19 protein-coding genes are annotated in these 26,299 nt (G+C 40.8%); 11 read left to right on the forward strand and 8 right to left on the reverse strand.

The features are described from left to right. Positions 1-103 precede the first annotated feature (103 nt). Positions 104-1,612, reverse strand: coding sequence for a UbiD family decarboxylase (locus RM368_RS20740; protein ID WP_322695779.1), 1,509 nt, complete (start codon positions 1,610-1,612; stop codon positions 104-106). A gap of 264 nt (positions 1,613-1,876) precedes the next feature. Between RM368_RS20740 and RM368_RS20745 the strand changes: the two genes are divergently transcribed. The 3 genes from RM368_RS20745 to RM368_RS20755 all read left to right on the forward strand — a co-directional run bounded on the left by RM368_RS20745 (position 1,877) and on the right by RM368_RS20755 (position 7,298). After that, positions 1,877-2,347, forward strand: coding sequence for an N-glycosidase (locus tag RM368_RS20745; RefSeq protein ID WP_322695780.1), 471 nt, complete (start codon positions 1,877-1,879; stop codon positions 2,345-2,347). 652 nt (positions 2,348-2,999) lie between these two features. Further along, complete coding sequence (locus RM368_RS20750) at positions 3,000-5,741, forward strand: GAF domain-containing protein (RefSeq protein ID WP_322695781.1); 2,742 nt, start codon at positions 3,000-3,002, stop codon at positions 5,739-5,741. Between the two features lie 786 nt (positions 5,742-6,527). Further along, positions 6,528-7,298, forward strand: coding sequence for a hypothetical protein (locus RM368_RS20755; protein WP_322695782.1), 771 nt, complete (start codon positions 6,528-6,530; stop codon positions 7,296-7,298). Positions 7,299-7,412: 114 nt separating this feature from the next. Here RM368_RS20755 and RM368_RS20760 read toward each other — a convergent pair whose 3' ends face one another. Together RM368_RS20760 and RM368_RS20765 are read right to left on the reverse strand one after the other, a co-directional pair. Beyond that, positions 7,413-8,063, reverse strand: a complete 651-nt coding sequence (locus RM368_RS20760; RefSeq protein WP_322695783.1) for an Abi-alpha family protein — start codon at positions 8,061-8,063, stop codon at positions 7,413-7,415. A 285-nt stretch (positions 8,064-8,348) separates the two neighbouring features. Beyond that, the gene (locus RM368_RS20765) at positions 8,349-8,537 is read right to left on the reverse strand and encodes a hypothetical protein (protein WP_292769464.1); all 189 of its coding nucleotides are present in this window, start codon (positions 8,535-8,537) and stop codon (positions 8,349-8,351) included. A gap of 127 nt (positions 8,538-8,664) precedes the next feature. Here RM368_RS20765 and RM368_RS20770 point away from each other — a divergent pair, with 127 nt between their 5' ends. Beyond that, entirely contained in the window at positions 8,665-9,042 is a 378-nt protein-coding gene (locus RM368_RS20770) for a hypothetical protein (RefSeq protein ID WP_322674372.1), read from the forward strand. Between the two features lie 173 nt (positions 9,043-9,215). On the opposite strand, the gene RM368_RS20775 is transcribed toward RM368_RS20770, so the two are convergent. Then, complete coding sequence (locus RM368_RS20775) at positions 9,216-10,076, reverse strand: phosphate/phosphite/phosphonate ABC transporter substrate-binding protein (protein WP_322695784.1); 861 nt, start codon at positions 10,074-10,076, stop codon at positions 9,216-9,218. A gap of 181 nt (positions 10,077-10,257) precedes the next feature. Here RM368_RS20775 and RM368_RS20780 point away from each other — a divergent pair, with 181 nt between their 5' ends. Continuing rightward, a complete protein-coding gene (locus RM368_RS20780; RefSeq protein WP_322695785.1) occupies positions 10,258-11,166 on the forward strand; it encodes a Tll0287-like domain-containing protein in 909 nt (302 codons plus the stop codon). A 48-nt stretch (positions 11,167-11,214) separates the two neighbouring features. Here the strand turns inward: RM368_RS20780 and RM368_RS20785 are convergent, their stop codons facing one another. Further along, on the reverse strand, positions 11,215-12,675 hold the full coding sequence (locus RM368_RS20785) for a serine/threonine-protein kinase (RefSeq protein ID WP_322695786.1): 1,461 nt from the start codon (positions 12,673-12,675) through the stop codon (positions 11,215-11,217). A 479-nt stretch (positions 12,676-13,154) separates the two neighbouring features. Between RM368_RS20785 and RM368_RS20790 the strand changes: the two genes are divergently transcribed. Continuing rightward, the gene (locus RM368_RS20790; RefSeq protein ID WP_190728057.1) at positions 13,155-13,409 is read left to right on the forward strand and encodes a hypothetical protein; all 255 of its coding nucleotides are present in this window, start codon (positions 13,155-13,157) and stop codon (positions 13,407-13,409) included. A 3-nt stretch (positions 13,410-13,412) separates the two neighbouring features. Beyond that, positions 13,413-14,672, forward strand: a complete 1,260-nt coding sequence (locus RM368_RS20795) for a murein transglycosylase A (protein WP_322695813.1) — start codon at positions 13,413-13,415, stop codon at positions 14,670-14,672. Positions 14,673-14,750: 78 nt separating this feature from the next. Here the strand turns inward: RM368_RS20795 and RM368_RS20800 are convergent, their stop codons facing one another. Next, on the reverse strand, positions 14,751-15,620 hold the full coding sequence (locus RM368_RS20800) for a DUF5895 domain-containing protein (protein WP_322695787.1): 870 nt from the start codon (positions 15,618-15,620) through the stop codon (positions 14,751-14,753). Positions 15,621-16,006: 386 nt separating this feature from the next. Further along, on the reverse strand, positions 16,007-16,699 hold the full coding sequence (locus tag RM368_RS20805) for a haloacid dehalogenase type II (protein ID WP_322695788.1): 693 nt from the start codon (positions 16,697-16,699) through the stop codon (positions 16,007-16,009). A 429-nt stretch (positions 16,700-17,128) separates the two neighbouring features. Here RM368_RS20805 and RM368_RS20810 point away from each other — a divergent pair, with 429 nt between their 5' ends. From RM368_RS20810 to RM368_RS20825, 4 genes are read left to right on the forward strand one after another with little or no spacing between them, the layout of a single operon-like run. Continuing rightward, positions 17,129-18,886, forward strand: coding sequence for a ScyA-related TPP-binding enzyme (locus RM368_RS20810; RefSeq protein ID WP_322695789.1), 1,758 nt, complete (start codon positions 17,129-17,131; stop codon positions 18,884-18,886). A gap of 12 nt (positions 18,887-18,898) precedes the next feature. After that, complete coding sequence (locus tag RM368_RS20815) at positions 18,899-20,041, forward strand: 3-oxoacyl-ACP synthase III family protein (RefSeq protein WP_322695814.1); 1,143 nt, start codon at positions 18,899-18,901, stop codon at positions 20,039-20,041. Between the two features lie 40 nt (positions 20,042-20,081). Beyond that, complete coding sequence (locus RM368_RS20820) at positions 20,082-21,050, forward strand: SGNH/GDSL hydrolase family protein (protein ID WP_322695790.1); 969 nt, start codon at positions 20,082-20,084, stop codon at positions 21,048-21,050. Between the two features lie 48 nt (positions 21,051-21,098). Continuing rightward, on the forward strand, positions 21,099-21,854 hold the full coding sequence (locus RM368_RS20825; RefSeq protein WP_322695791.1) for an SDR family oxidoreductase: 756 nt from the start codon (positions 21,099-21,101) through the stop codon (positions 21,852-21,854). A gap of 115 nt (positions 21,855-21,969) precedes the next feature. On the opposite strand, the gene RM368_RS20830 is transcribed toward RM368_RS20825, so the two are convergent. Continuing rightward, positions 21,970-25,572, reverse strand: coding sequence for an NB-ARC domain-containing protein (locus RM368_RS20830; protein WP_322695792.1), 3,603 nt, complete (start codon positions 25,570-25,572; stop codon positions 21,970-21,972). Positions 25,573-26,299 lie beyond the last annotated feature (727 nt).

Consider the following 26,299-nt stretch of genomic DNA (forward strand, 5'->3'; position numbering starts at 1 on the left):
TAATGCTTATTGGTGTAGATGATTTGTCTTTCAAGACGCGATAAATCGCGTCTCTACATAAGGGTTTTGTTGCTCTATCTAAACTGTATTGATTTATAACAGGTTACTTCATATCATAGCCAAACAAATTTGGGTCTACTTCTCCTAACTGCAACTCTGCTAAACCATACTCCGCCCATCGTCTCTCTACCATCGCCGCTACATCTGGGTCAGATTCCAAAGGCGAACCCCATTCATGATTTATTTCCGGCGGAATCTTGGTAGTTGCATCAATTCCCATCCGTCCACCTAAGCCAATCTTCTCACTGGCAAAATCTAACGTATCAAAAGGTGTATTCGGCAAAATAAAGACATCCCGTACTGGGTCAACTTTGGAACTAATTGCCCAGACAACTTGACGGGGATCGCGAATATTTATGTCTTTATCTACCACAATTACAAATTTGGTGTATGTAAATTGAGGTAAAGCACTCCAAAACGCTAAAGCCGCCCGTCGCGCTTGTCCCGGATATGCTTTATCAATGGAAATAATCGCCGCTTTGTAACTCAAAGCTTCCATTGGTAGAAAGAAATCGACAATTTCTGATACTTGTTGCCGCAGTATGGGCGTATAAATGCGATTTAGTGCGATCGCCATCATCGCTTCTTCTTTGGGTGGACGACCGCTAAATGTTGTTAAGTAAATCGGATTTTTCCGGTGCGTCATACACTCGAAGCGAATTAACGGCGAATCTTCCACGCCGCCGTAATAACCCATGTGGTCGCCAAAAGGCCCATCTGGTAAAACTTCGCCTGGTGTAATCGTTCCTTCCAAGACAAATTCGGAATCTGCGGGAACTTCCAAATCTACAGTTTTACATTTTGCCAACTGCACGCCGGAACCGCCATAAAGTCCTGCAAACAGCCATTCTGATAAATCTACAGGTATAGGTGTAGCTGCTGCCATGATAATTAGAGGATCTACACCAAGTGCGATCGCAACTTCTAATTTTTTCCCACGTTCGGCCGCTTTTCGCAAATGCCTCGCCCCACCCCGCACCGATAACCAGTGAACCGTCATCGTATTTTGAGATTGTAGTTGTAAGCGATACACACCTACATTTGGAGTACCAGTCTCACAATCCTTGGTAATTACTAATCCCAGCGTGATAATCTTGCCAGCATCACCAATATAAGGACGTATCAAAGGCAACTTATTTAAATCTAAATCATTACCTTGAATCACAACTTGCTGACAAGCGGGGAAAAAGTCTCGTCCTGGTTTTGCCTTCACCACATCAAACAGCACTTTTCCAAAATCTATCGCCTGGGAAATCTTTTTCGGTGGTTTTGGCTGTTGCAGCATACTCAATTTTTTACCCAGAGTTTCCAACTCCTCTGGATGCTGCATATTCATCGCCCAGCAAATCCTTTCCACAGTTCCCATCAAATTCACCGCCACCGGAAAGGAAGCGCCTTTGACGTTTTCAAACAACAACCCTGGGCCACCTTTTTGCAGCATTCGGTTGGAAATCTCGGCAATTTCCAAGTCTGGGTCAACTAAAGCTGAAATTCGCCGTAATTGTCCTTTTTCTTCCAAAATTTTGATGAATCCCCGCAAGTCTCTTGCCATTGTTCTATAAAGCTGATTATTTAAGAAGTGTGAAGCGCTTTCTTATATTATGGGGTATTGGGAGAGAGGACTTGGGGAGAAGAAGAATTGGGGACAACACATCTCAGGAAAGCTAATGAGTAAAGTAGTAAACCTACTGTTCTAAAAGTTGTGTAAAATTACTCCCCCAGAGTAATGTTACTAACCCTTCATATAAATGAAGGGTTTTGAAACCTAAACTTTCAGTTACCCTGAAATTGATATATATAAAAGAGCAATTTTCAAATGACCATTTACTTTTATAAGGTTTGGCAGCCTTATGGCTGTTTTTCTAATTTTTCTCTCCACGGAATCCACATTGATGGTGCTTACTGGCCGACGGTTGAGCATTATTATCAAGCACAAAAGTTTGTAGGCAGCACAGATGCGGCAATTATACCTCTTATCCATGCTGCCGCGACCCCAGAAGAAGCTGCGACTTTGGGAAGATGTAGCACTCGCCAACTCCGTCGAGACTGGGATTTGGTTAAAACTCAAATTATGCGAGAAGCTGTACTCAAAAAGTTTCTCACTCATGCTGATATCAGAGAAGTTCTCTTGAAGACAGGTAATGAGATGTTGGTTGAAAACTCCCCAACCGATTCTTTTTGGGGCTGTGGTGCTAATAAAAGCGGTCAAAACCATCTCGGTAAAACTCTGATGAGTGTGCGTGAAGAAATTCGGAATTTACTATCTTTAACGGTAATTTACGAATAATTTAATCAAAATAGTTACATCCAACATCAAGTCAAGCAATTAAACGGGGAATAGTCAAATTCCCCAGCTAAAAACATTTTAAAAAATTACTAATAATTTAGTTATAGCTCTGAAGAAATTTTAATTAATTGAATTAATGGCCAAAAATATTAAAAAAATCTTTTTAATTTCAAGAAATTATTCCAGTTCTAAATTAAGTAAAATTACTGGAATAGTTTAATGATTAAGAATATAAAATTAATAAATGTCAATGATTAAAATTTTCTTAACTTTAGACTTGAGATGATAGCTGAAAAGTATTTAATGATACAGCAATTTTATATATCCACAAAAGACCTCTTAGCAAAAGTGCTTTTTGCACTCTCATGGGAAAAGGGACTCATGTTAAAGGGGAAGGGAAAATACAAAACCTTTACCCTTTTCTCGACAAATGCCAAGAAGTCTAAGGGCTACAGGGAACAAGCAAAATATCTGTTACTTTTCAAACATCTTCAAATCCATTTCCAAAAATATTTGTAATACATGTATGCCCTTAGCAATGCATTCTTAGCAAGAATTTTTTGAAAGAGGATGAAAATCAAAGCGTTGTAAGTTGAAAATTAAGATCGGAGACAATTATAAAAAATTATACTTAATAAATTAAATACAGGTAATGACACGTAGACATCAACCAAACGAGTTGCAGCAAAACTTCGAGCGAGAAAGCTTACTGCACCGAATGACAAAACAGATTAGGCGATCGCTCGACCTTCAAGAGATATTAACAACAACTGTTAGCGAAGTGCGTTTATTTTTGGGTGCAGATCGGGTGAAAATGTATCGCTTTGATGCTGATGGTAGTGGTGAAGTGATTGCAGAATCTATTCATAAACAACGTCTGCCATCTTTATTGGGTCAACGCTTCCCAGCTGATGATATTCCAGAAGCCGCCAGAGAGATGTTTTTGTTAGCGGGGCAACGTTCGATTGTCGATGTGGCAAATGAGAAGATCGGGCTATCGCCTCTACAATCAAAAGAAACTGGCAAACGTCTAGAAACTAATATCTACTATCGGCAAGTAGACCAGTGTCATATTCAATACCTAAAAGCAATGGGCGTGCAGTCTTCGTTGGTAGTACCAATTTTAGATTGCGACCCACAAGAACTATCGACAAAGCCTAAATTGTGGGGATTGTTGGTAGCTCACCACAGTGAACCGCAAAAGATTTTGAAGCGGGAACTAAAAGTATTGCAGCAAGTTGCTGACCAGGTAGCGATCGCGATCGCTCAAAGTAATCTACTCACTGAAGCCCACGCCAAGCAAAAGCGAGAAGCTACTATTAATCGAGTCACCACATTATTGCATAAACTGCCGACAATCCAATTACAAGGAGCACTAGAAGAAGTTATTACTGCTTTCTGTGGAGTCGGTGGCAGGCTTTACATTGCAGAGAACCGAGAACTATACACCTGGGGCGACCAACCGACACTCCCCTACGAGTTAGATAACACTATTATCGAACAGCATCCCATCTGGCAAAACTGGATGGCTGAGTTTCAACAAGGTAATATTTGGGCAACTACTGACCTCTATAAAGAACCACGTTTGCGAGTTTTGGCTTTAGCATTCCGTTCTACTCAAATTCGCGGACTCATGGTGATTCCGCTACATTACCGCGAAAAATTCATTGGTGTCTTAAGTATTTTTCGCTCAGAATTGGAAACGGAAATCTTGTGGGCGGGACGATGCGAACATAATCGGCGACAACTTTTACCCCAGCTTTCCTTTGAGGTTTGGCGAGAGCAAAAAAAAGGGCAATCACCTGAGTGGAAGCTGGAAGACATCTTTTTGGCACAAGCTTTATACGATCATTTCTCAATGGCTATTCAGCAGCAGCAAATGTATAAACAGGTACAATCCCTGAATGCAAACTTAGAACTGCGGGTGCAAGAGCAAACTGCTGAACTCGAAAAATCATTAATGTTTACCAAAGTCATCAAGCAAGTTACAGAGCATATTCGCCGCACATTGGACTTGCAAGCAACTCTGCAATCCATAGTTCGGGAAGTCCGTCCTCTGCTCAATTCAGACCGAATGCTGATTTTCTACCTGAAGACTCAATCAGTGATTGTGGAAGAGATTAATGGTAATTGGCAGTCAGTTTTAGGAGTGAATCCACCATCAGAATGCTTTCCTGATGATTATACCCGTCTATACTGTCAGGGTAGAGTACGGGCAATTAACAACCTTTCAACAGCTTCTTTAAGTGATTGTCATCGAGAGTTTTTGGAGAGTCTGCAAGTGCAAGCAAACTTAATAGTTCCAATTAATATGGGTACGGAACTATGGGGCTTATTAATTGCCCATGAGTGTGAAGCTCCCAGAAATTGGCAGGATACAGAAATTGATTTATTGCAGCAGGTGGCAGATCAGGCTGCGATCGCAATTCAACAAGCACAACTCTACCAACAAACCTCACTAGCCGAAACTGAAGCTAGAAATCAAGCTGCTCAGTTAGAGCAGACCCTACATGAACTCCAAGAAACACAGACAAGATTGATTCAAACCGAAAAAATGTCTAGTTTAGGACAGTTGGTGGCGGGTGTCGCCCACGAAATCAACAACCCCGTTAACTTTATTTACGGTAATCTGTGCCACGCCAGTGATTACACTGAACAGCTGCTAGAAATTTTACGTCTCTACCAGCTATATTATCCTCATCCCCATAGTGAAATTCAAGCCGCGATCGAAGCGATCGATTTTGACTTTTTGGTAGAAGACCTACCAAAAATCATGACCTCAATGCAAGTAGGAACCGAGCGCATTCGCTCAATAGTGTTGTCGTTACGCAATTTTTCTCGCTTGGATGAGTCTGAAAACAAGCGCGTTGACCTGCATGAAGGCATTGACAACACCTTATTAATTTTGCAACATCGACTGAAAGGAAATGCTGAATTTCCACGCATTGAGATAATTAAAGATTATGGCAACATCCCACGGGTGGAATGCTATGCCGGTCAAATGAATCAAGTATTCATGAATATTTTCAGTAATGCCATAGATGCTCTGGAAGTAGGGCGTCGGGAGTGGCGCGATTGGGGTGACAAGGAGAATAATTCATGCCCAATTCCAACTATCCAGATTTCCACTAAAGTCTCAGCAGACAACTCTCGTCTGTTAATTCGGATTACTGACAACGGGCCCGGAATGAATGAAGACGTAAAAAAGCGAATTTTTGACCCGTTTTACACTACCAAGCCCGTGGGCAAAGGTACAGGATTGGGACTAGCAATCAGCTATCAGATTATTGTCGAAAAACATGGGGGAATAATGGAGTGCATTTCAGAACCTGGCAAAGGTACAGAATTCTGGATTGAGATTCCCATCAAGCCTCCAGCCAAAATAGTTAACTAGCAATAGGAAGTGGGGGATAAGGACGTAGGGAAGAATCACTATTGTTTATTAACCAATGCTCAATTGTTAGTTTCAAAACTTAAAAATTGACTGAATAATTTTTAAATTCATCCACAAGATAGATGATAATTTTTTTAACATAAACCTCATCTACGTTGAAACCTAGAGTTTTTTAAAACATATATTTTTGTAGGTTGGGTGGAGTGAAACGCAACCCAACATTACCACCAAATTTTATGTTGGGTTACGCGATCGCTGCACCCAACCTACAAAACTACGGTTCTCAAGGTAGACGAGGTTTATAAGCTAAATAAATAGCTATCAGCGATCCAGGATGTGCAATATATTTAATTCGATTAAAATCATTTAAAAGTAAAGTTTAGTTGCAAAATAAATTCTTCCCAGCTACAAGTGATAATCTAATAGTTGAAGCTAAGAAAAAAGCTTCCCGTGGCAGATATAACAGCTGCGTTTGAAATGTTAGTAAGAGGTATAAGACGCTGTTTAACTTACATCTGTCTCGTCAAAATACAGCAACACCCAACGCGAAAACTGCTGTTTCCTCAAATCTAGAAGATTAGGGGGCACTGTAACTGATTTTCATTACTTGTTTACAAAGGCAATGGAAGTTAGTACATCCCTAACTACGATCGATAAAGAGAGGAGATAGTTTAGGGAGTAGAGGCTTGGGTGTTGTTGTATTTAAAGATAAGTCTGAAATAGGGACTCTTCTGGGTGTAAGATTATACGAAGTTGAATAGTGAGAAACAGTTAAAATAGCGCCTTATGTCAATAATTGCGCTCAGAGCGTGGTATCTACAGGATTATGAGCCGATTCCAGAATTGGAAAAACGTCCGCCAGACATTCGCTTAAGCAAAAAAAGCCTGCTGAAATCAGCATTGCGAGCAGACTTTTTGGAAGACAGTGACGAAGTGAAAAAATCAACTTGGTTTGGGCGCTATTTAGAAGGGGAAAATATTGAATTTTATATTGAAGGTAGCGGTGGCTATTGCGTCTCTAACATTGACTTAATTAGTCATGAAATTTATTTCACTAAACAGGCGGTGTTGGCTCAGTTAGAACCAACAATTTTTTTATCCTATCAAACTGAGTATGGCGCAGCGACGAATATTCTCAAAGAAGAACTGCGAAAAAGTTTAGACAATTTAAATTTGCGATCGCGTCTTCCCCTAACATTAATAGAATCCTCTCGTCCTAGCGGTGCTACTTTCCGAATTAACCGCACAATCATGCGGAAAATCCGTAAGAGTTTGTTATTTATCGCTGACACCACGCCCATTGCTAGTATTGATGGTAAGGAAACGCCCCAATTAATTCCCAGTCCGAATGTCTGTATTGAGATTGGCTATGCCATCCAAAGTAAGCGATCTGAACAGATTTTACTAGCGCAAATGCAACGCCCAGATTTGGAAGGTGAATTTCCCTTCGACTTACCGACACAGCAAATTTTACAATTTCAAGACACTACAGAACTGGACAAAATCTTGACAGAGACAATTAAAAACCAGCTAGCACGATTCAAATTATTTTTTTGAGTAAGATAATACAAAATAATATTACTTACTAAAAATTGAATTATAGCGCTCCTAAAACATTTGTGAGAGTCGGCTCATTGACGCTCTGAACTGCAAACTCTATTTTTAGACTTGCTATTCAGAGCTTTTTTGTCTAACCATATCTAAAAATTTCTTACCGAAATGGCTAATATATATCTTTTCGCTATTCATGTCTGAATATCTTGGTTTGCCCTGTAAGGTATTTACATCACACAATCCTCTTTCTACTAAATTATATAAACTATCTTTTACCATTTCTTCCGTAGGATTTTCTATTTGTCTTTGTTGTAAGCCTATTAGAATTTCAGAGTTAGTTAATCGATTTCCTCTTTTACGATAATCATACATAAATTCCAAAACATTGGCGTCTATACCATCTAAAAGCCTTAATGCGTCTATGTATCTAGGATGAATTTGATGTCCCAATATTGCTGATTCCAATAAATTCATCCATTTCTGTCTAATTACTTCGTTCTTATCTCCTATAAGTACACCTTCTAATATAGGTTGTAATGTTTGCGGTTCAATCTCTTCTATTTTATCTATCAATTCTTCAGGTTTGATATCTTTTAAAGTTGGTTTTTTTATAAGCCTTTTTACTGCATCAATCAAGTTCTCACCTTTCTTTTTTGTAAAATTGCCTATCGTTATTATTTCTTTTTCAAAGAGGGCTTTAACTAAAATTGTTATCGCCGCTTTATCTGCACCACTTAAAATTTCAGTAATGATTGATGTTATCTCCATGCTTTCCTTTTATCTTTGACGTTGAAAGAATAATATTACTGTTGCATACTTACTCTAAGTAAATCTTCCGGCTTTTTACGTAATTTTTACTTTTAAATATAAATATTTAAGTAAATCTCCTTAGCAAGCATGATGTTACATTAACAAATTAATACTATTAGTAGTACAAATGTACAACAAAAAATAAATGATTGAACTAGATTTCAACAATTGAAGCTCAAATTTTTCTTAAAATAAAAGCTTCCTGATAAGTAGGAAGCTTTTTATATTTAGAATTTTTTGGAATTATTTCTTTTTATCCTTATCTAGTTTTTCTTGGATAGCTTGGCGACAAAATTCTGGTGGATCATCCTTAGTGGACAATTCTTCTTTCATTGTCTTAGTGACACGCAAATTAACTTGCTCAGTCAATGGTTCATCACCTTTTCTTTTTCCTGGTTCTAAATTTTCAGGAGTTCCTCTAGGGTTAGGCATTGTTGATAAATGTAAATATAGGTTGAATCGATTGCTAGCAATCGATTAGAGTTTTAAATCGGTGAGCATATTGTCTGGAAAACTTGTAGCTCACCGATACCACTTTTACAAGAGGTAACTCTATTTTATGTTTACGCGTTCCGAGTTAGAAATCAAAACCATCAAAGAACTCAGTGAGCTATGCTTACGCTACGGCATCAAACCAACTGGGAATAAAGGGTACAAGACCTCATGGATTACATCCTTGATGGTATTCCCTCGAATGGCGTTATCCCAGTTTGAGGCAGGTAAAGGGTTAAAACCTCCTACCTTTGTTTTCATGCAAGCAGTGAGCAACGCTATAGATGAGATGAATGCTCCTACAGATGAGCAAGCTGCACTCATCAAAATCACGATGGAAGGGAGAATCATGAATTACCCAGATAGGTATACTCAAGAAAAACTGCTAGCTTTGCATAAAGCAAAAATGTATCTAGAGTTAGCACTTGGATTATTGAGTAAATAAATTAATTCTTTAATCAGTACGGCAAGACCCTTTAAAGGGTCTTTTTTTGTGAATATCTTAATAAGTATTATTTAATACAAATTAATTATACTTAAATGCTGAAAGTAGGGTATTTGAGCATTAGAAGAGGATTTTTGAGAAAACAAAGGCTGAAAGTATTGTTATTGCTTTAATTAGAATAAACGAACAGGTTTACTTTGTAACTTGGAACTAATTGAGCTTACCCGATCGACCACAGAAATCATGTATTTGTAATCTGGTACTTGTCCATTGGGTACATACCCCACTTCTTGAGCTAAATCTGAAGACGATTCACTCATCACTTTGCGGATAAACTCTTGACGGTTACGTTCTACATTCGGCCCAATCAAAACCACACCTAATGGTACATAGTGAGGGTCTTTAAATAGTATGCGGAATTCAGTTGGCGCCAACTGCGAACTGTAGAGACCTAATTCCGCCTCTGAGACGGCACAGGCGATCGCTTTTCCTTGAGCGACCAATTCCAGTGCTGCTTTGGGTGTGGGCGCAAACAATATCTCAGCTAGTGTTGTACCATAAAGATTGTAAAGAGGAAAATAATATCCTGTTGCTGAACCTAACTGTCCTAAAGCTATTGTTTTGCCTTGCAATTGTTTCAAGTCAGCGATCGGATTATCTTTACGAACAACGAAGATTGAACGTAAATTACTAATACCTATTAAAGGAAATAGGGGAACATATTGGTGACGTGCGATCGCAATAGCCGCTAAACCCGGTGGAGCAAATACCAATGACCAAGCACGAGCATCAAGGCGCTCAACCGCTCTATTTTCATTAAAAACAGGCTCTAACTGAATATATGAGTTTGTTTTTTCACCTAAGTAATTATTAAATTTAGCATATTGATTAATTATCTGTTCGCCTCCACCATAGTTGATTACACCAATAGTTAACGTGCCCTCAACCCCATCTCCATTTTGTGGTTTGCAGGCAGCAAATGTAAAACCTAGTAGATGAAACAGAAATAAACGACGGGGAAATCGCACAAACATCACTAATTATGGTTAAGGAAATGATTTGGCTTTCAGGACTAATTTAGATAAATTTTACTGCTGCCTAAAAAGGTTATATTGCAGTAAAAAATTAATATTTATTTAGATATTGTTGAGATGCTTTCTAACAGGTATAAATAAATATTAGACAAACTCACAGGCCACCTTCGTTGCTTAGGTTATGTTAAACAACATTACGTTAAAAAACTTAAAAATAGGTGCTAAATTTAACTTGCTTTTAATATTAGTTTTCATCATTAGTATTTTAGGAAGTGGCGTTGCCTTATCCAGTGTACTTCAAAGGAAAGCGCAAAATGAAGTAAGTTCTCAAGCGGAGATTCTCATCCAAATGGTGAATGCAGTTAGAAATTATACACAAAATCGGATTGCTCCCCTATTAGAACCTAGATTAGATACTAACCCAACATTCACGCCTGAAGTAGTACCAACTTTTTCCTCTAAAGAGGTTTTTGAAAATTTTCGTAAAAAGCCTAAATTTAAAAACTTTTTTCATAAGGATGCAACACTTAATCCAACCAATTTAGCGGATAAAGCTGATAGTTTTGAAACTCAACTTGTGGAGCGTTTTCGCAACGAACCTAATACTTTAGAAATTACAGGCTTTCGTAAATTGTCAGAAGGCGAAGTATTTTACATTGCACAACCACTAAAAATTACACAAGCGAAATGTTTGCGATGCCATTCTACACCAGATCAGGCTCCTAAAAGTCAGTTGTTAAATTATGGCTCGGAAAATGGTTTTGGCTGGCAACTCAATCAGATTGTTTCTGCTCAAATTATCTCTGTTCCTTCTCAAGATATTTTTGCCAATGCCACACGGACTTGGATATTGATAATGGTACTTTTAATTGCGATCTTCGCGCTCGTAGTTTTCTTAATTAACTTCTTAATTACAAAATATGTAATTCAGCGCATCAGAAGAATAGAGAAAATAGCTCAAAAAGTTAGTATTGGTGATATGAGCGCTGATTTTGAAGAAAGCTCTAATGATGAGATTGGCGGGTTAGCAGAAGCATTTAATCGGATGAAAGCTAGCTTGAAAATAGCTTTGGAAATGCTAAATAATTAAGGCTAATAATCCGTAATTCACAGAGATAAAAACCCAATTTCGAGAAAATCAAGAAAGTAAGCGTTGCTCAAATTGCAAAGCTTTTTGAGGTTCAGGGATTTGTGATGCTAAAATTTTCACAAATTCTGCACGAGAGATTTGTCCAGCAGATTTCATAGCTTTTTGCACTAGAAACTTAGCTATCGGGCCAATTAAATCAGCCAACTCACGTTCGCACTCTGCCAGAAATTTTTCACTAATGACTTGAGATTCTTGGTTTGCTAAATTATTTGAGTTATTACCAGATTGGTCGGCTTTTACAGTAAGTTCTTGTAATAGAGTAGGTTTCTCTGGTAGAAATGTTGTTTTCTTCTTAAAATCAATTTGTTGATTTTCTCGAAGATGAAGGGCTAATTGACTAATTAATTCTTCAAAATTGGACGCTGATGCTGCAACTTGTCGTAGTAATCTTGAGGCGATGGGGCCAACAAATTCTAAAAGAATTGTTTCTAAGCGGTTGTAACTTTCCCCAGACAGAATAGAAGCAGTCGGATACCCAATTGAGTTTTGTTGAGTAAGCGAAGTTTGAGGTGGTTGTGTAAAATCTGGTAGTTGAAGCGATCGCGCTTCTACCTGGTAATCTTGACGATAATATTCTTGCTCTTTGGGTGTCAAAGATGGTAGTTGAAGCGATCGCGCTTCTTTTGTAATATCGAGATCCTTAAGCACGTGTAAAACTTCAGCCGCAGACTGATAGCGCTGTTTAAAATGATGTAGCACCATTTTAGATAGCACAGATGCCAATTCAGAACTGACGTTAGCTTGATGCTGCCAAGAAATTTCTCCTGTATCTGGATCTTCTTCAAAGTTTATCGGATGTAAACCTGTCAGCGATTGTATACCAATAATGCCCAAGGAATAAATATCACTGTTGAGGCGGGGCTTACCTTGTCCCTGTTCTGTAGACATATATCCGGGAGTACCAATAATAATAGTAGCTCCCGTGTGCCCTGCAATTGTGAGCAGTTGAGTTTGGACTTGTTTAACAGCGCCAAAGTCAATCAGCACTAACTTACCGTCTTGTTGCCGCCTAATTATATTGTCCGGTTTGATATCTCGATGAATAACGTTGTGGCTGTGAATAAATTGTAGAATACCCAAAACCTGTTGGAGTAGTTGAATGACTCGATCTTCTGGCCAACGTTGATTGGGGAATAGTTCCGCTTTCAGGGTATGTCCTTCAATGAATTCTTGCACCAAGAAGAACTCTTGGTTTTCTTCAAAATAGGCTAAAAGCCGAGGAATCTGGTCATGGTAGCCCAGTTTTTCTAGTGTTTCTGCCTCACTAGTAAATAGCCGTCTGGCAGTTTTGAGAAATTCAGGACTACGAGTTACGGGCTTAAGGTGTTTGACAACGCATTTTGGGAAACCAGGCCGATGGGTATCTTGGGCTATGTAGGTTTGACCGAATCCACCTCCACCTAATATCTGGAGGATTTGGTAACGTCCGTCTAATAATTGTCCTAACATTGTGTTACAAGCCTTAATTCCTCAAATTAATCTTGACACAAGTACCAGCTTTGGTAAGGTTTGTTCAGACAGAAAGTAGGTAGTGCCAAAATTTCAAGCAAGGTTTTTTGTTTTTTAAGGATTGCATTACAAGTTTATGACTAACTAAACTCCAGATCGGCTTGCAGGCATATTATTGTTGAAGCTTTAATAATTCCTTAGAAATCGCTAGTGCCATGTAAACTTACACTTTTTAAGGAACTGCTTAAACGATTAGGCGTCTAGAGTGAAGAGTCATTGGGCATTAGGGATGGGCCATTGGGAAAGAGGAGGCAGAAGTTCTAAAATGTTTGAATTTTGAATACTTCGACTACGCTCAGTACAAGTTTTGAATTTTGAATTTTGAATTGATTTCTCCCAACCTCCCGTATGCTTACCCTTTTCATTCGGGGGTTACGTGGTTAACAATGGGTTGAATGTTTTTTAAATGATTCAACTTTATGGCTAGAACCGCAAATGAATATGCCGTATACCTCCTACTGGAAAGCGGCCACCGAGAAGAAGTACGTTTTCCTACTATTCAAGAGTTTCAGAAATGGTATAGCGGTGAACTTGTGCCAAAATCTGCTTCTAATGACTTTATTAGCGTACCGATCAAAAATATTCAAGGGGAATATATGGTAGTACGCCCTTCTCGGATTGTGGCAATCCGGGTAGAACCTATTTTTAGTTCTAGTGTTGAAAGATTCAACTAAATGATGAGAAAAACCCTTGCTTTGCTTTCCTTGAGTCTAGGAATTGCCCTCGTAAACCCTCTCTGGTCGGCTGTCGCTCAGGTTCCTAACTTACTGCCTTTGCCACTACCGACGACTCCCGATCTTCCACCTATACCAATACCGATCGCTCCTGAGATCGCGCCGCCGCTAAAACCAATCACTATTGGAAGCGATTGTACACTCCGGCCGACTTGCTTGGGTTGGGATGAGCAAATTTGGGGTCAAAGAGGTAAGATAGGCGATCGCAAAGCGTTATTAGCTTCCATTGATAACAGTTTGCTTTATCTAACAAAGGGTGATGCGATCGCAGCATATCAAAACTATCCGATCAAGGAAATCACTCTCGATCGCGTCCGCCGGAGTTTGCTGCGTTTCCGCCAACTGGTTGTCAGTTCTAAGTCAGCAGCCCAACTACAAGCTGCTGTCAGTCGTGAATTTGTCTTCTACCAGTCCGTGGGCAACGATGGCAAGGGTACTGTTAAGTTCACTGCTTATTACGAACCTGTTTACACCGCTAGCCGTGTCAGAACTGCAATCTATAAGTATCCTCTTTATCGGCTACCACCTGATTTCAGCCAATGGCCGAAACCCCACCCAAAACGAATTGATTTGGAAGGGAAAGATGGTTTAAAAGGGAATAAGAGCAAATTACACGGTTTAGAATTGCTTTGGTTTCGCGATCGCCTAGATGCATACATGGTACATATCCAAGGTTCTGCCCAAATTAAATTAACTAATGGCAAGACAACATCAATTGGCTATGCCGGCGGCACTGATTACCCTTGGACTAGTATCGGCAAAGAATTAGCCAAAGATGGCAAACTTCCCCTGGAAGGATTAACAATGCCACGTTTGATTGCTTATTTCCGACAAAAGCCCCAGGAATTGAACAATTATCTACCGCGCTGGGAACGATTTATTTTCTTCCAAGAAACAAGCGGTAGAGGTGCTACTGGTAGTATTCATGTGCCAGTGACAGCAGAACGTTCCATTGCTACAGATAAGTCTCTCATGCCACCGGGAGCGTTAGCTCTGATTTACAACTCATTTCCCTATCCTGCCAGTGGTGGCAAACTCCAGAGGCGTACTGTCAGCCGCTTTGTGCTTGACCAGGATACAGGAAGCGCCATCAAAGGGCCGGGCCGGGTGGATTATTTCATGGGGTCCGGTAAACTAGCGGGCGATCGCGCTGGTATCACAGGCGGTAATGGTTCATTATATTATTTGCTGCTCAAAGAATAAAATTAGAAGTTAGAAGTTAGAAGTTAGGAGTTAGGAGTTATTAATTTAAAACTCATCACTCCTAACTTTTCACTTTCCTTAATACGGCGGATAAGCAAAATCATCTTCATCAGCATAAACGTAAGAGTTGGAAACTCCTGCCATTGCCAATTTAGGGGTTTCTGATTTTACAGGTTCCTTGCCAAAATCTTTGTATTCTTCAAAAGTCTTACAAATCATTGCAGACTCCAGAGCATCGGAAGCAATTAAATATTGCGTTAAAGTCCCTACAGTGGGATGTTTATAGTCCACAGTTGAAGCTACCAAAACTGTATTTGGTTCAATTCCTCTTTCTTCACACTCAATGATGGGACAAAAAATCCCGTGAGCGTGGAACAAAGGCCCTTTTGGTGTCAAAGGTTGCTTGCGGTAGATAGCATAAGCTTTTTCTAGTTCAGCAACGAATCCACCTACTACTCTGCCTTGTTGATATTCGCAGTAGGTTTTGCTGAAACTCGCTCCGGCTGCACCATTGAGAGTTAGTTGTAGTGGTGATTCATGTAAAAACTTTTTATTCTCACCCACTAGAAAAATTAGATAGCGAGTAAAGGTTTTAAATTTAAGTTTGTCGGCTAAAAAAGCATCATAATTATCTTTGAGCGTACCCAGTTTTAGACCACTTTCCCGGTCTTTAACAGACAATGGCCCCCGGCGCACTATGACCAAGCGTGGAGTAGCGCTAATAAAGACTGTTTCTACTCCAGAGCTAAATTCATGCTCAACTTGCTGCCAATTATCATCTGGTACAAAGCCGACAGCATTGGCATTATCCAGCTTAATCGCCAAACCGTGAGATTGTATACCATCTGTGCCATACCGAGGATTAATCATCTGACACCAGGGAAGGACTTGCGAAGGCGGTGCATTGAATTTCTCGTCTTCAAAGTCAAAATTAGCAGATGCTTTCATCGTTTTAGGCTATCAAAGTGTTTTATTGAACAAGGCGATCGGCAGGGCGCACAGGAAAAAAAAAGCCAGTTATATGCTGTGGTTCCCAAAGTTTAAGAACATTAAACTGACCTAGTATTTTTTCTAGAGTAAGACAGAATCAATCTATGTTGCAATCCCTGTTTAGTTTTTTATAGCAAGGGACTGGGGATGGTGGGGCCCCCTCTGGGGATAAGGGGTAATGGGGACTGGGGATTGGATGAAAAGCCTTTTTGTGTCTAAGTTTTATCGTCTGTTGATGTCCTAACCACCAAGGCTTGTGCTATAACAACAAATTCTTTCTTTGGCATCTCTCTATCTAAATGCGATCTACTTTTGTTCCTCTCGTGGGGATTCAAATCAGCAGATTACTGTAAACTTAAAGCCGCGAGAGTCTTCAAATCAGGCACTTCCAAATCAGGTTGAGTGACTGCTGGTAAACTCGCACTAACCCCTTGTTCTGCTCGACGATTTACCCAGACTGTTGATAATCCTAGAGATTTGGCTGTGACGATATCATGATATACACTAGCAGCAACGTGTAATATCTGCTCTAGCGGCAAATCAATTCTCTCAATAGCCAGTCTGAAGTTGTTGAAGGCAGGTTTGTAGCTTTTTGCCTGTTCTGCTGTGATTACCTCGTTAAATTCTACCTCCAAGTGCTTTGCTGAGAAAGCAAAGAGATCGTCATCTACATTTGAGATAATTACCAGCTTAAACTTTTGCTTTAAAGTTCTAAGTGCCTCAACTGTATCGGGAAAAGGCAGCCAATGCTGAATCGAATCGGCAAGTGAATTTAGTTCGTCAGCAGTTGGCTCAAAGCCAAATCGTTCACCAAATTTCTGGACTACTCTTTGCAAAACTTCTCGATATTTGATATATTCTCCAATTTCGAGTTCTGCTTCAAATTCAGCAAAAATATCAAGAATCTGCTCGTCATCCAAATTAGTGTTATGTGCCAGCATAAGTGGTCTTAGCACCCCTAAGATGCCATTTTCCCAATCAATTAGGGTTCCGTAACAATCGAAAGTTAAAGCCTTATACTGATTTAATTCAATCACTTTTTTATACTCCAGAGCTTGATTAATAGCCTTCAGTTCTCACAAACTAAAAAGACGGGTGAAGTCATCCGTGTTGGCGCAGCCCGCACAACTCTTAGAGACGCTTTGCGTAGCTTGCTTCTTTGGAGGGATACGACAAAACTCAGTGACTACCACAGGCATCGCCACATCCACTGTTCTTGAAGTCTCCGAACATTTTTATTTTTTTTATATCAGGGTAACGCGGAACTTATAGGTTGCTCAAAGATTGACAAAGTAAACCGCCAAGGTCGTTTGACAGTTATACCTGCGTTAGAAAGTATTGTTCAGCAAAGTTGTATTGGCATTATCCAAACAAATTTATATTACATTGATAAAACAAGATTAGTAAGTTGTAGGTATGGGATAATAGTTATTCCAAAAAGGAAATTATTCCTAAGTATAATTTGTATGGATGTGAAATTTCAGGATACACAAGCAAATACCACTAAACAATTAAACTCAAGTAAACAGCCATCTAATAGCAAGCCATCCGAAACTTTTTCGGTAGCGGAGGCAGTGGTAAAAATCCTGGAAGATATGGGGGTGCAGTATGCCTTTGGTGTTTCGGGAGGTGCGATCGCGCCAGTGTGGGCTGCATTACATCAAAGTTCTATCCAGGTGTTGCACTTTCGCCATGAAGCTGGAGCCGCTTTTGCAGCCATTGAGGCGTATTTTGCTAGCGATCGCCCTGTCGTAGTGTTTACTACAACTGGTCCAGGGATTACGAATGCATTAACTGGCTTGTTTGCTGCACGTTGGGAAGGTGCTAAAGTTATTTTTCTGTCGCCTTCCACATCGGCATCGCAGCGTGGAAGGTGGGCATTCCAAGAAACCAGCACTTACACCATGCCTAGTGAGGGACTGTTCACATCAGAACCACTGTTTCATTATGCGACGACTCTCGAATGCAGCGATGAACTGTCAAAAGTTCATCGACGGTTGGCACTTGGTATAGCCCGACCAGATGGTTTTATAGCACACTTAAATATCTCCACTAATATCCAAACTAGTTCAGTTAAGAAATCATTGCCACAAGTGGCTTTCTCTTTTGCTCCCGCAGCCGTAAATGAGGAAACTATTGCAGAATGTACGCGGTTGCTTTCAGAAGGACCATTTGCCATTTGGATCGGCTTTGGTGCGCGGGGTGCAGCAGCAGAAATTCGTCAGCTTGCAGAAGCAACGGGAGCGGCGGTAATGTGTTCGCCTCGGGGCAAAGGCATTTTTCCCGAAAACCATCCTCAATTTGTTGGTGTTACAGGTTTTGCCGGAGATACGTCAGTTTTAACGTATATGCAAGAACAACGACCTTTACGAGTGTTGGTGCTAGGAACGCGCCTCAGTGAGTGGACTTCGTTCTGGAATTTTGCGATGATTCCAAAACGAGGGTTTGTGCATGTCGATATCGACCCAGAGGTTCCAGGAACTGCATATCCATCTGCCGAAACCTTTGCCATCCAGTCCGATGTGGGAATGTTTGTAAAGGCACTGCTAAAGAACTTTTCACAACACCCAAATCAGTTAACAGAAATGTTGCTGCCTTGTTCCAAGCCTGTAATACTTAATCCACGTGCAGAGGGCCCAGTGCGACCGGAAGTACTCATGGATGCAATTCAACAGCAAATAGTTGAAGGGAGCAATGCGGTTGTCATGGCTGAAGGAGGAAACTCGCTCGCTTGGGCAATTAACCGACTGCGATTTACCAAACCAGGTCGTTTTCGAGTTAGTACCAGGTTTGCATCTATGGGTCATTTCGTCACAGGCGTCGTGGGTGCTTCACTGGCACGCAATGGTAAGACCGTCGCCATAGTTGGAGATGGTGCCATGCTAATGAACAATGAGATAAGCACGGCTGTAAGATACCAAGTTGCTGCTGTTTGGATTGTACTAAATGATGGGCGCTATAGTATGTGCGACCAGGGGATGACTTTGCTAGGGTTCAAAGATGTAGATGTAAAGATTCCGGAGGCGGATTTTGTCAAGATAGCTTGTGGAATGGGGGCTGAGGGCATCCGCGTTGAAACGGAACCTGAAATCCAAGCAGCTTTGGAGAAAGCGATCGCCTCGACCTGTCCGTATGTTGTTGACGTAGTAATTGACCCAACCCGACTTGCACCAATTAAGAGTCATATTCACAATCTGATTGCACAAGGTGCTACGAATTACTAAGAGGAGATTTTCATAGTGCATCATTCAGTAGGTATTCGCGCGATCGCAGTTAGTTTTCCCAGCATCAGACGTACAAAAGATTATTACAGAGAGAAATACCCAGATATAGTTGCTCAAGTCGAGGAAAAAAGCTTGGGAAGGCTGTTTTCGCTTGCTGGTTCTACCCCCAGCAACGAGTTTGATTTGGAGATGTTGCCATATCTGTCAGATCCTTTTCGTGGTACTGTCGAACAGCGGGTACTTGCTCCAGGTGAATCATCGCTGATGCTAGAAGAGCGTGCAGCTCGTGATGCTCTCAAAGTGGCGAAGCTTAATCCTGAAGAAGTCGATCTTATGCTCGTAGCCTCGATTTGGCCCGAACAAATCGGATTTGGTAATGCCGCCTTCCTTGCCCAAAAACTGGGACTGCAAGGTGCTGCATGGAATCTTGATGGAGCTTGTGGTGTTACCCCAGTTGCATTGCAAACTGCCTGTGCTCTGGTACAAGCAGGTGAGTACCGCAATATACTAGTAGTAATTTCCTGCACTTACTCTCGCTTTGTCGATGAGGAAGATACTGTTTCCTGGTTTCTCGGTGATGGTGCTGGAGCCTTCGTTGTCGGTTCAGTCAAACCTAACCAAGGAATACTCAGTACAAAAACTGTGAATACAAGTTGTTTCTGTGACTTATTAACCTTAAATGTTAGAGAAAACAAGCAAGGCAATCCACGAATTCGGATGCAGTTGAACAAGGACGCAAAAAATGCGCTCAGTGAAGAATCGACTCAGCTTTTACGTACCTGTTGCGAAGGTGCTATCTCGACAGCCGATTTAACTCTCGATCAAATTGACTTTTTTCTTTTCAATACAGCCACAGCTTGGTTTTCAAGCTTCTGTGTACGTGTACTTGGTATTGACCCAGAGCGCACCCTTAATCTCTACCCTCTGTACGCTAATATTGGGCCAGTACTTACTATAGCCAATCTTTATCACGCTGCACAGATGGGTAAAATTCGTGAAAATGATTTGGTTCTCGTTTATGGCTTTGGTGCAGCAGGAGTCGCCTCTGCAAGTGTAATGCGTTGGGGTAATGTGGCGCTAGGTCTTGTCCCAAATCTCAACGAATCTGAATCAGCACTGAAAAGTTCTTTAAATCGTAGCTTCGTTTCTTGTTAAAGTTATTTATCAAGATTTAAAGCATATCCAGTAGTCGATCGTGCAAAAACAAATTTTGGCGGCGGGTTTTTACCTGTTATCCTTGATATTTCCGCTCAAAGTCTTGGCAAAGGATTATGACGAGATTTATGTTTTTGGAGATAGCTTTTCCGATACGGGTAATGTATTTAATGCAACTAACGGAATCGTTCCCCCAAATCCACCTTACTTTAATGAACGTTTTTCCAATGGTTCGGTTTGGGTGGAATATCTCGCCTCCGATTTAGGGTTAACTTTCAATCCGAAGACCAACTTTGCCTTCGGTGGCGCAACTACAGGATTGAAGAATATAGGAATCAGCACTCTACCAGGATTACAACAACAAATCAACAGCTTTACAAAAGCAAATCCGTCTGCCGATCCAAACTCCCTCTATATCTTGTGGGCGGGTGTTAATGATTATTTAGATTACTTTTTCCAAAGCACTCCCAACCCTACTCAGAGTGTTACAAATTTATCAACGGCTGTAAAATCGCTTGCTGCTGTTGGAGCTAAAGATATCATGGTGTTGAATCTGCCAGATTTAGGAAAGTTTCCAGTTACAAGTGGCAATAGTCAAATTTCTAGCTTACTTAGCACTTTTACCAGTAAACATAATTCCAACTTGACTACAAACCTCAAACTTTTGAGTCAGGAACTAAACCCTAATGTCAACATTATTCCTCTTGATGTTAATTCTCTTTTTAATCGGATTATTGCAAAGCCGGAGGAATTCAATCTTACAAATGGAACTGACTCGTGCATCGGAGATTCACCAGTGGTATCTATTGAAATTACCACACAGCCAGTTATGTGTATCCCAGACAAGTTTTTGTTCTGGGATGAAGTCCATCCAACGACTGCGGCTCATCAGCTAATCGGAAAATTAGCGTTTTCGCCCCTTGAGCCAATACCTGTCCCTGAACCTTCTGCTGTGTTAGGAGTTTTAGTTTTTAGTGTAGGTGCAGTATCGCTACAGAAACGCAAATAGCTATCAGTTGGTGCAAAACAAAGCAATCAAAAGGGAAGGAACACACCTATGACAGGTCAATTATATGGGAAAGTCGCACTGGTTACAGGGGCCTCATCAGGTATTGGTCGAGCAACAGCGATCGCATTTGCCAGTGCTGGAGCAAAAGTTGTGGTTGCTAGTCGTCGGCTCGTCGAAAGTGAGGAGACTGTGCGCCTGATAAAAGAAATTGGAGGTGAAGCTATTTTTGTTAAGACCGACGTTTCAAATGCTGCTGAAGTCGAGGCACTGGTCGATAAAACTGTAAAAACTTATGGTCGTCTAGACTGCGCTTGCAATAATGCTGGGATTGGAGGCAATCCTGGCTTAATCACTGATGATATGTCAGAAGAAGACTGGGATCGTCTGGTTAATGTAAATCTTAAAGGAACGTGGCTCTGCCTCAAGTACGAAATCAGGGCGATGCTCAAACAGAACAGCGGGGCGATCGTAAATGTGGCTTCTGCTGCTGGTGTTGTAGGTATTGCGGGCATTGCAAACTATAGTGCTACCAAAGGTGGTGTCATCGCTTTAACCCGCGCGTTGGCTATGGACTATGCTAAGGAAGGCATCCGGATCAATGTCGTGAGTCCCGGTGTCATCGAGACTGATATGCTGAGTGCTTTGTCTAGAGATGCACTTGCTCAACTTAAGGCAATGCATCCTATAGGACGCATTGGAAAGCCGGAGGAAGTGGCAGAAACAGTAGTGTGGTTATGTTCGGCAGCAACTTCCTTCATCACGGGGCACAACATGATAATTGATGGAGGATATACTGCACAGTAAAGCAAGGCAGATGCAGGCAAGGTTCATAAGTTGCGATCGATATTACTTGCTTTTTGAATATCGCTTTTGCCAAAAACAAGCGCAAAATGTAAGAGCAGGGCTTACAACTGTAATACTAGTCTTTATATTCAACTGCTCCTAAAGCTTTTAGAGTGGCAATAGTTGCAAAAGTTACACCTGTAATGCCCGTGATATTAGTGCCCTCGTAAGGTCTAGAGCTAAAAAGAGTTTTCAGACATTCACCTTTTAAAATATCCCAAAGCTTAATCGTCCCATCTTCACTGCTACTAGCTAAAGTATTGCCTTTAGAACTAAAAGCAACTGACCAGGTTAACTTAGTGTGTGCTGATAAAGTTTTCTCGCAGTTGCTTGTGCTGACATCCCACAGTTTCACCGTTTGGTCTCCGCTACCACTTGCTAATGTGCAACCATCCATACTAAAGGCAGCCGAATATACGGAATTGGTATGCCCGTACAAAGTTTTAAGACACATTCCGGTGCTGACATTCCATAGTTTCACTGTTTGGTCACTGCTGCTACTTGCCAATGTCGTAGCATCAGGACTGAAGGCAACTGACCAGATCCAGTCAGTATGACCTTGCAGAATCTGAAGGCATTGGCTAGTGCTGACATCCCAAAGCCTTATTGTTTGGTCATGGCAACCACTAGCTAGCGTATGATTGTCTGGACTAAAAACGACAGACCATACTCGCTGGGTGTGCCCTTGTAAAGTTTTTAAGCATTGACCAGTGCTGACATCCCACAGCTTCACTGTTTGGTCATCACTGCCAGTTGCCAGCATTTTACCATCGTGACTAAAAGCAACAGATAAGATCCGATTACTATGTCCTTGCAACGTTTTGAGACACTGACCGATGCTAATATCCCATAGTTTCACTGTTTGATCTTCGCTGCCACTAGCAAGGATGCTACCATCTGGACTAAGGGAAACTGATGTAACCCGATTACTATGCCCCTGCAACGTTTTAAGACATTTACCTGTGCTGGTATCCCATAACCTGATCGTTTGATCGCCACTACCACTAACAAGCATCGTGCCTTGAGGATTAAAGGTAACTGACCATATTCCATTACAGTAACCCTGTAAAATCTTAAGGCATTGACCTGTACTGACATCCCACAGCCTTACCGTTTGGTCATCACTGCCACTTACCAGCATCGTAGCATCAGGACTAAAGGCAACTGACCAGATCCGAGTGCCATGCCCCTTGAAAGTCTTGAGGCATTGGCTTGTACTGACATCCCATAGCTTTATCGTTTGGTCATCACTGCCACTTGCCAACATCATACTATCTGAATTGAAGGCAACCGAATTTACTAAGTCAGTATGACCTTGCAAGGTATGAAGGCATTGGCTTGTAGCAACATCCCACAGCTTTACTGTATGGTCATGACAACCACTAGCCAATATTTGACCGTCTGGGCTGAAGGCAACTGACTGTACTCTATGGGTGTGTCCCAGTAAAGTGGCTAGGCATTGACCAGTGATGACATCCCATAACCTTACCGTGTGGTCGTCACTTCCAGTAGCAAGCATTGTATCATCAGCACTAAAGGTAACTGCCCACACCCGACTACCATGTTCTACTAGAGTCTTAAGGCATTGCCCGGTACTGATATCCCACAACCTCACCGTTGTGTCCTCACTGCTACTCGCTAGTATATTACCATCTGAGCTGAAGGAAACAGACCATATTCCACCGCTATGACCTTCTAAGGTTGCAAGGCATTGCCCACTGCTAGTATCCCACAGCTTCACTGTTTGATCGTCACTGCCACTAGCGAGAACACAACCATCGGGACTAAAGGTAACTGGCCAAATCCAACCCTTGTGCCCCTTGCAGGTAAGCAGTTGTTTTCCATCCACAACCTGATACAGGCGAATCTCATTATTAGTATCTCCTGTCGCTAAAAATTTTCCATCAGGGCTGAATGCCACTGAGTGAATCCCCCCTATGGTTTCAGCAAAAACACATTTACTTAGATTGGCATGAGCAAAATTTACATTGTGTAAATTTACGTTACGTAGGTCTGCTTGCCAAACAGTCAGATAAGAAAAATCATAGCCACTTAGATCCGTCTCTAAATAACAAAGCAGATTGAGAATATTGCCAGCCTTATACCCTGGTTCTAGCGGAGATTCTTCTCGCAGTGTTGCAAGAATTTGAGTTAACTGACTTTCAATATTTTTTTTGCTTCTTAAGTCGTAAAGCAACCCATCTATGACTGGTTTAAGGATAAGGCGAACCTGAATATCTTTAACATAGTCTTTACCAGTCGCCTTTATCAAAGCATGACGCCTAAACAAATCAATATTCTGAGTAACAATTTCTTCACAGACTTGTTCTATCAATCTACTAGTCATATACTCCATGACTACAGGCTGAAGTGTAAATAGTGCTTTACTTTTTTCAATCAGCGTAGGCGTTGGCATTGGCGTACCCTTACGGGGAAGCAAGCTACGCGCAGGGTCTTGTAGAGAAGTCTTCTCAATTAGCGATCGCCTTAGCAGAGATTCCACAGCCTCCATTAATTTTGCTTGCGGTACTTGTAATGTAATATCATTTCGCAATTCTGGAAGTGCCATTGGCTCACGATTAATCGCTAGCCAATACATTATTTCCTTTTCTAAATCTGACAAGCGCTCAAACTGCTGCTCTAAAATATCGCGAATGTCTCCAAAAACAGCCGTGTCTTGTTGTAAAAATCCAGTCACATTACCATCAAAAACATCTTGAATGGTTGTGGCAACTATCTTTAAGGCTAATGGATTGCCTGCGTAACGTTCAATCATTACTTTCCATTCATCTTCTGCTGCCGATAGTCCCTTGAGTTTTAAAATTTCTTGCCCTTCCGTCACCTTCAATCCATTCAGTGGCAATGAGCGAACAGGTAGTGCTTGTCCTTCCAACAATGCTATTTCTCTGGGTTTTTCACGACTAGTCAGCACTAAGCAGCTTTGGTGACTTGCTTCTCCTACTCGTCTTAAAAGCTCACCATATTCCTCATATCCTTCTCGATAAAGTCCAGCGCGGCTACCACTGCGGAGAATTGATTCTGCATTATCGAGGATCGCTAAACAGCGATAATTTTGTAAATAATAGAGTAGTCGCGATACTCGATCGCTAAAACTTTCTGGTAAGTTACTTTCTGTTTCCTGTTCGTCAGATAAAAATTGAATTAAGTTACCTAGAATAATTTTAACAGGTGGTGCTTCTCGTAGCGATCGCCAAATCACATACTCAAAGTTGTCCTGAATTTTTTGAGCAAACTTTACAGACAGTGCTGTTTTTCCAATACCTCCTATTCCCAAGAGTGCAACCAATTGGCACTGCTCATTGAGAATCCATTGCTCTAATGTAATAAGTTCTTCTACACGCCCATAAAAAGCGGAGTTAAAGATAGCCTCCCCCCAATCTAAACGAGTATTTGAGCTTGAATAGTCACTTTTATCTATTTTTAAGTTAAAAACTGAAAAAAGCTTCTCAATAGTCTGTTTGTCAACTCCTCCTTCCCGATTCAATACTTTCGAGATGGTAGCCGAATATAAACCAGAACGTACACTCATTTCTTCAAGAGTATACCGATTTCCAAAATTTTCTTTTGCTTCTGACTGATGCTTTGCTTCTTTAATTTTCTGTAAACCCTTGGTAGTAAGTGCAACGCCACGCTTACGTCTCCAATTTTGTAAAGTCATGTATTAACTCACTGTTCGTTTAATCACTTTTTATTAAAAGGAATTATCTACTAGGTTGTTATAGATATAGGGTAATAGCCATAACAAACGAATAATTTCATGTTGCAGAAGATTTCAAATAGGCATATTACCAAAATGTTTAGTAACAAAAAATACCTTTGCCATCCACTCATCTCGGTAATTAAACGCTGCTTGTTCAACAGACTATCTGGACTGTAGGACGTTGCTAACATCATCTTTTTAGCCGAAAGCTTCTTACATTTGGTGATGGCAGATTTGTTACGTATGGTATTAGTAATTTAATACCTCACATTCTCAGTAATATTTTTGGGAGTAAAGCTTAAGTTCAATCTCAAAATCTCGATTTTCACTGGTAAATACAGCTCAAAATTGGCAATCTTGATAAGGAAAGTTTCTATATATCTAGCTTATCAATCAATGAATAAAACTGCTGCACTTAAATTTCCCCGTTTGACCACCTCCAGTCAAAAAAGAGCGCTTAAGCGAATCACTATCAATTTGACATCAGATGAAGCTCAAAACCTTGAAAAGTATTGTGAACAGACAGGCAAACTAGCAATAGACGTGATTCGAGAACTCATTCAAGCTTTGCCTTGAGCTGCCCAACGTTGACGCTAAGTCTGAAAAGCGGTATTCCAGAAGAGTTATAGCTAAAGTATAAGTGCAGATTTAGACAAAGGTTTCCAATTTTACTCTGATGTGAGTA

The organism is Nostoc sp. DedSLP03, from assembly GCF_034530815.1.
In the GTDB taxonomy this organism is placed as follows: Bacteria; Cyanobacteriota; Cyanobacteriia; order Cyanobacteriales; family Nostocaceae; genus Nostoc.

Excerpts from the sequence above, each read along its gene's own strand:
- RM368_RS20740 (WP_322695779.1), bottom strand. The coding sequence starts at position 1,612 with ATGGCAAGAGACTTGCGGGGATTCATCAAAATTTTGGAAGAAAAAGGA.
- RM368_RS20760 (WP_322695783.1), bottom strand. The coding sequence starts at position 8,063 with ATGGAGATAACATCAATCATTACTGAAATTTTAAGTGGTGCAGATAAA.
- RM368_RS20790 (WP_190728057.1), top strand. The coding sequence starts at position 13,155 with ATGGCTAGAACCGCAAATGAATATGCCGTATACCTCCTACTGGAAAGC.
- RM368_RS20785 (WP_322695786.1), bottom strand. The coding sequence starts at position 12,675 with ATGTTAGGACAATTATTAGACGGACGTTACCAAATCCTCCAGATATTA.
- RM368_RS20780 (WP_322695785.1), top strand. The coding sequence starts at position 10,258 with ATGTTAAACAACATTACGTTAAAAAACTTAAAAATAGGTGCTAAATTT.
- RM368_RS20800 (WP_322695787.1), bottom strand. The coding sequence starts at position 15,620 with ATGAAAGCATCTGCTAATTTTGACTTTGAAGACGAGAAATTCAATGCA.
- RM368_RS20765 (WP_292769464.1), bottom strand. The coding sequence starts at position 8,537 with ATGCCTAACCCTAGAGGAACTCCTGAAAATTTAGAACCAGGAAAAAGA.
- RM368_RS20745 (WP_322695780.1), top strand. The coding sequence starts at position 1,877 with ATGACCATTTACTTTTATAAGGTTTGGCAGCCTTATGGCTGTTTTTCT.
- RM368_RS20755 (WP_322695782.1), top strand. The coding sequence starts at position 6,528 with ATGTCAATAATTGCGCTCAGAGCGTGGTATCTACAGGATTATGAGCCG.
- RM368_RS20775 (WP_322695784.1), bottom strand. The coding sequence starts at position 10,076 with ATGTTTGTGCGATTTCCCCGTCGTTTATTTCTGTTTCATCTACTAGGT.
- RM368_RS20770 (WP_322674372.1), top strand. The coding sequence starts at position 8,665 with ATGTTTACGCGTTCCGAGTTAGAAATCAAAACCATCAAAGAACTCAGT.
- RM368_RS20825 (WP_322695791.1), top strand. The coding sequence starts at position 21,099 with ATGACAGGTCAATTATATGGGAAAGTCGCACTGGTTACAGGGGCCTCA.
- RM368_RS20810 (WP_322695789.1), top strand. The coding sequence starts at position 17,129 with ATGGATGTGAAATTTCAGGATACACAAGCAAATACCACTAAACAATTA.
- RM368_RS20830 (WP_322695792.1), bottom strand. The coding sequence starts at position 25,572 with ATGACTTTACAAAATTGGAGACGTAAGCGTGGCGTTGCACTTACTACC.
- RM368_RS20795 (WP_322695813.1), top strand. The coding sequence starts at position 13,413 with ATGAGAAAAACCCTTGCTTTGCTTTCCTTGAGTCTAGGAATTGCCCTC.
- RM368_RS20750 (WP_322695781.1), top strand. The coding sequence starts at position 3,000 with ATGACACGTAGACATCAACCAAACGAGTTGCAGCAAAACTTCGAGCGA.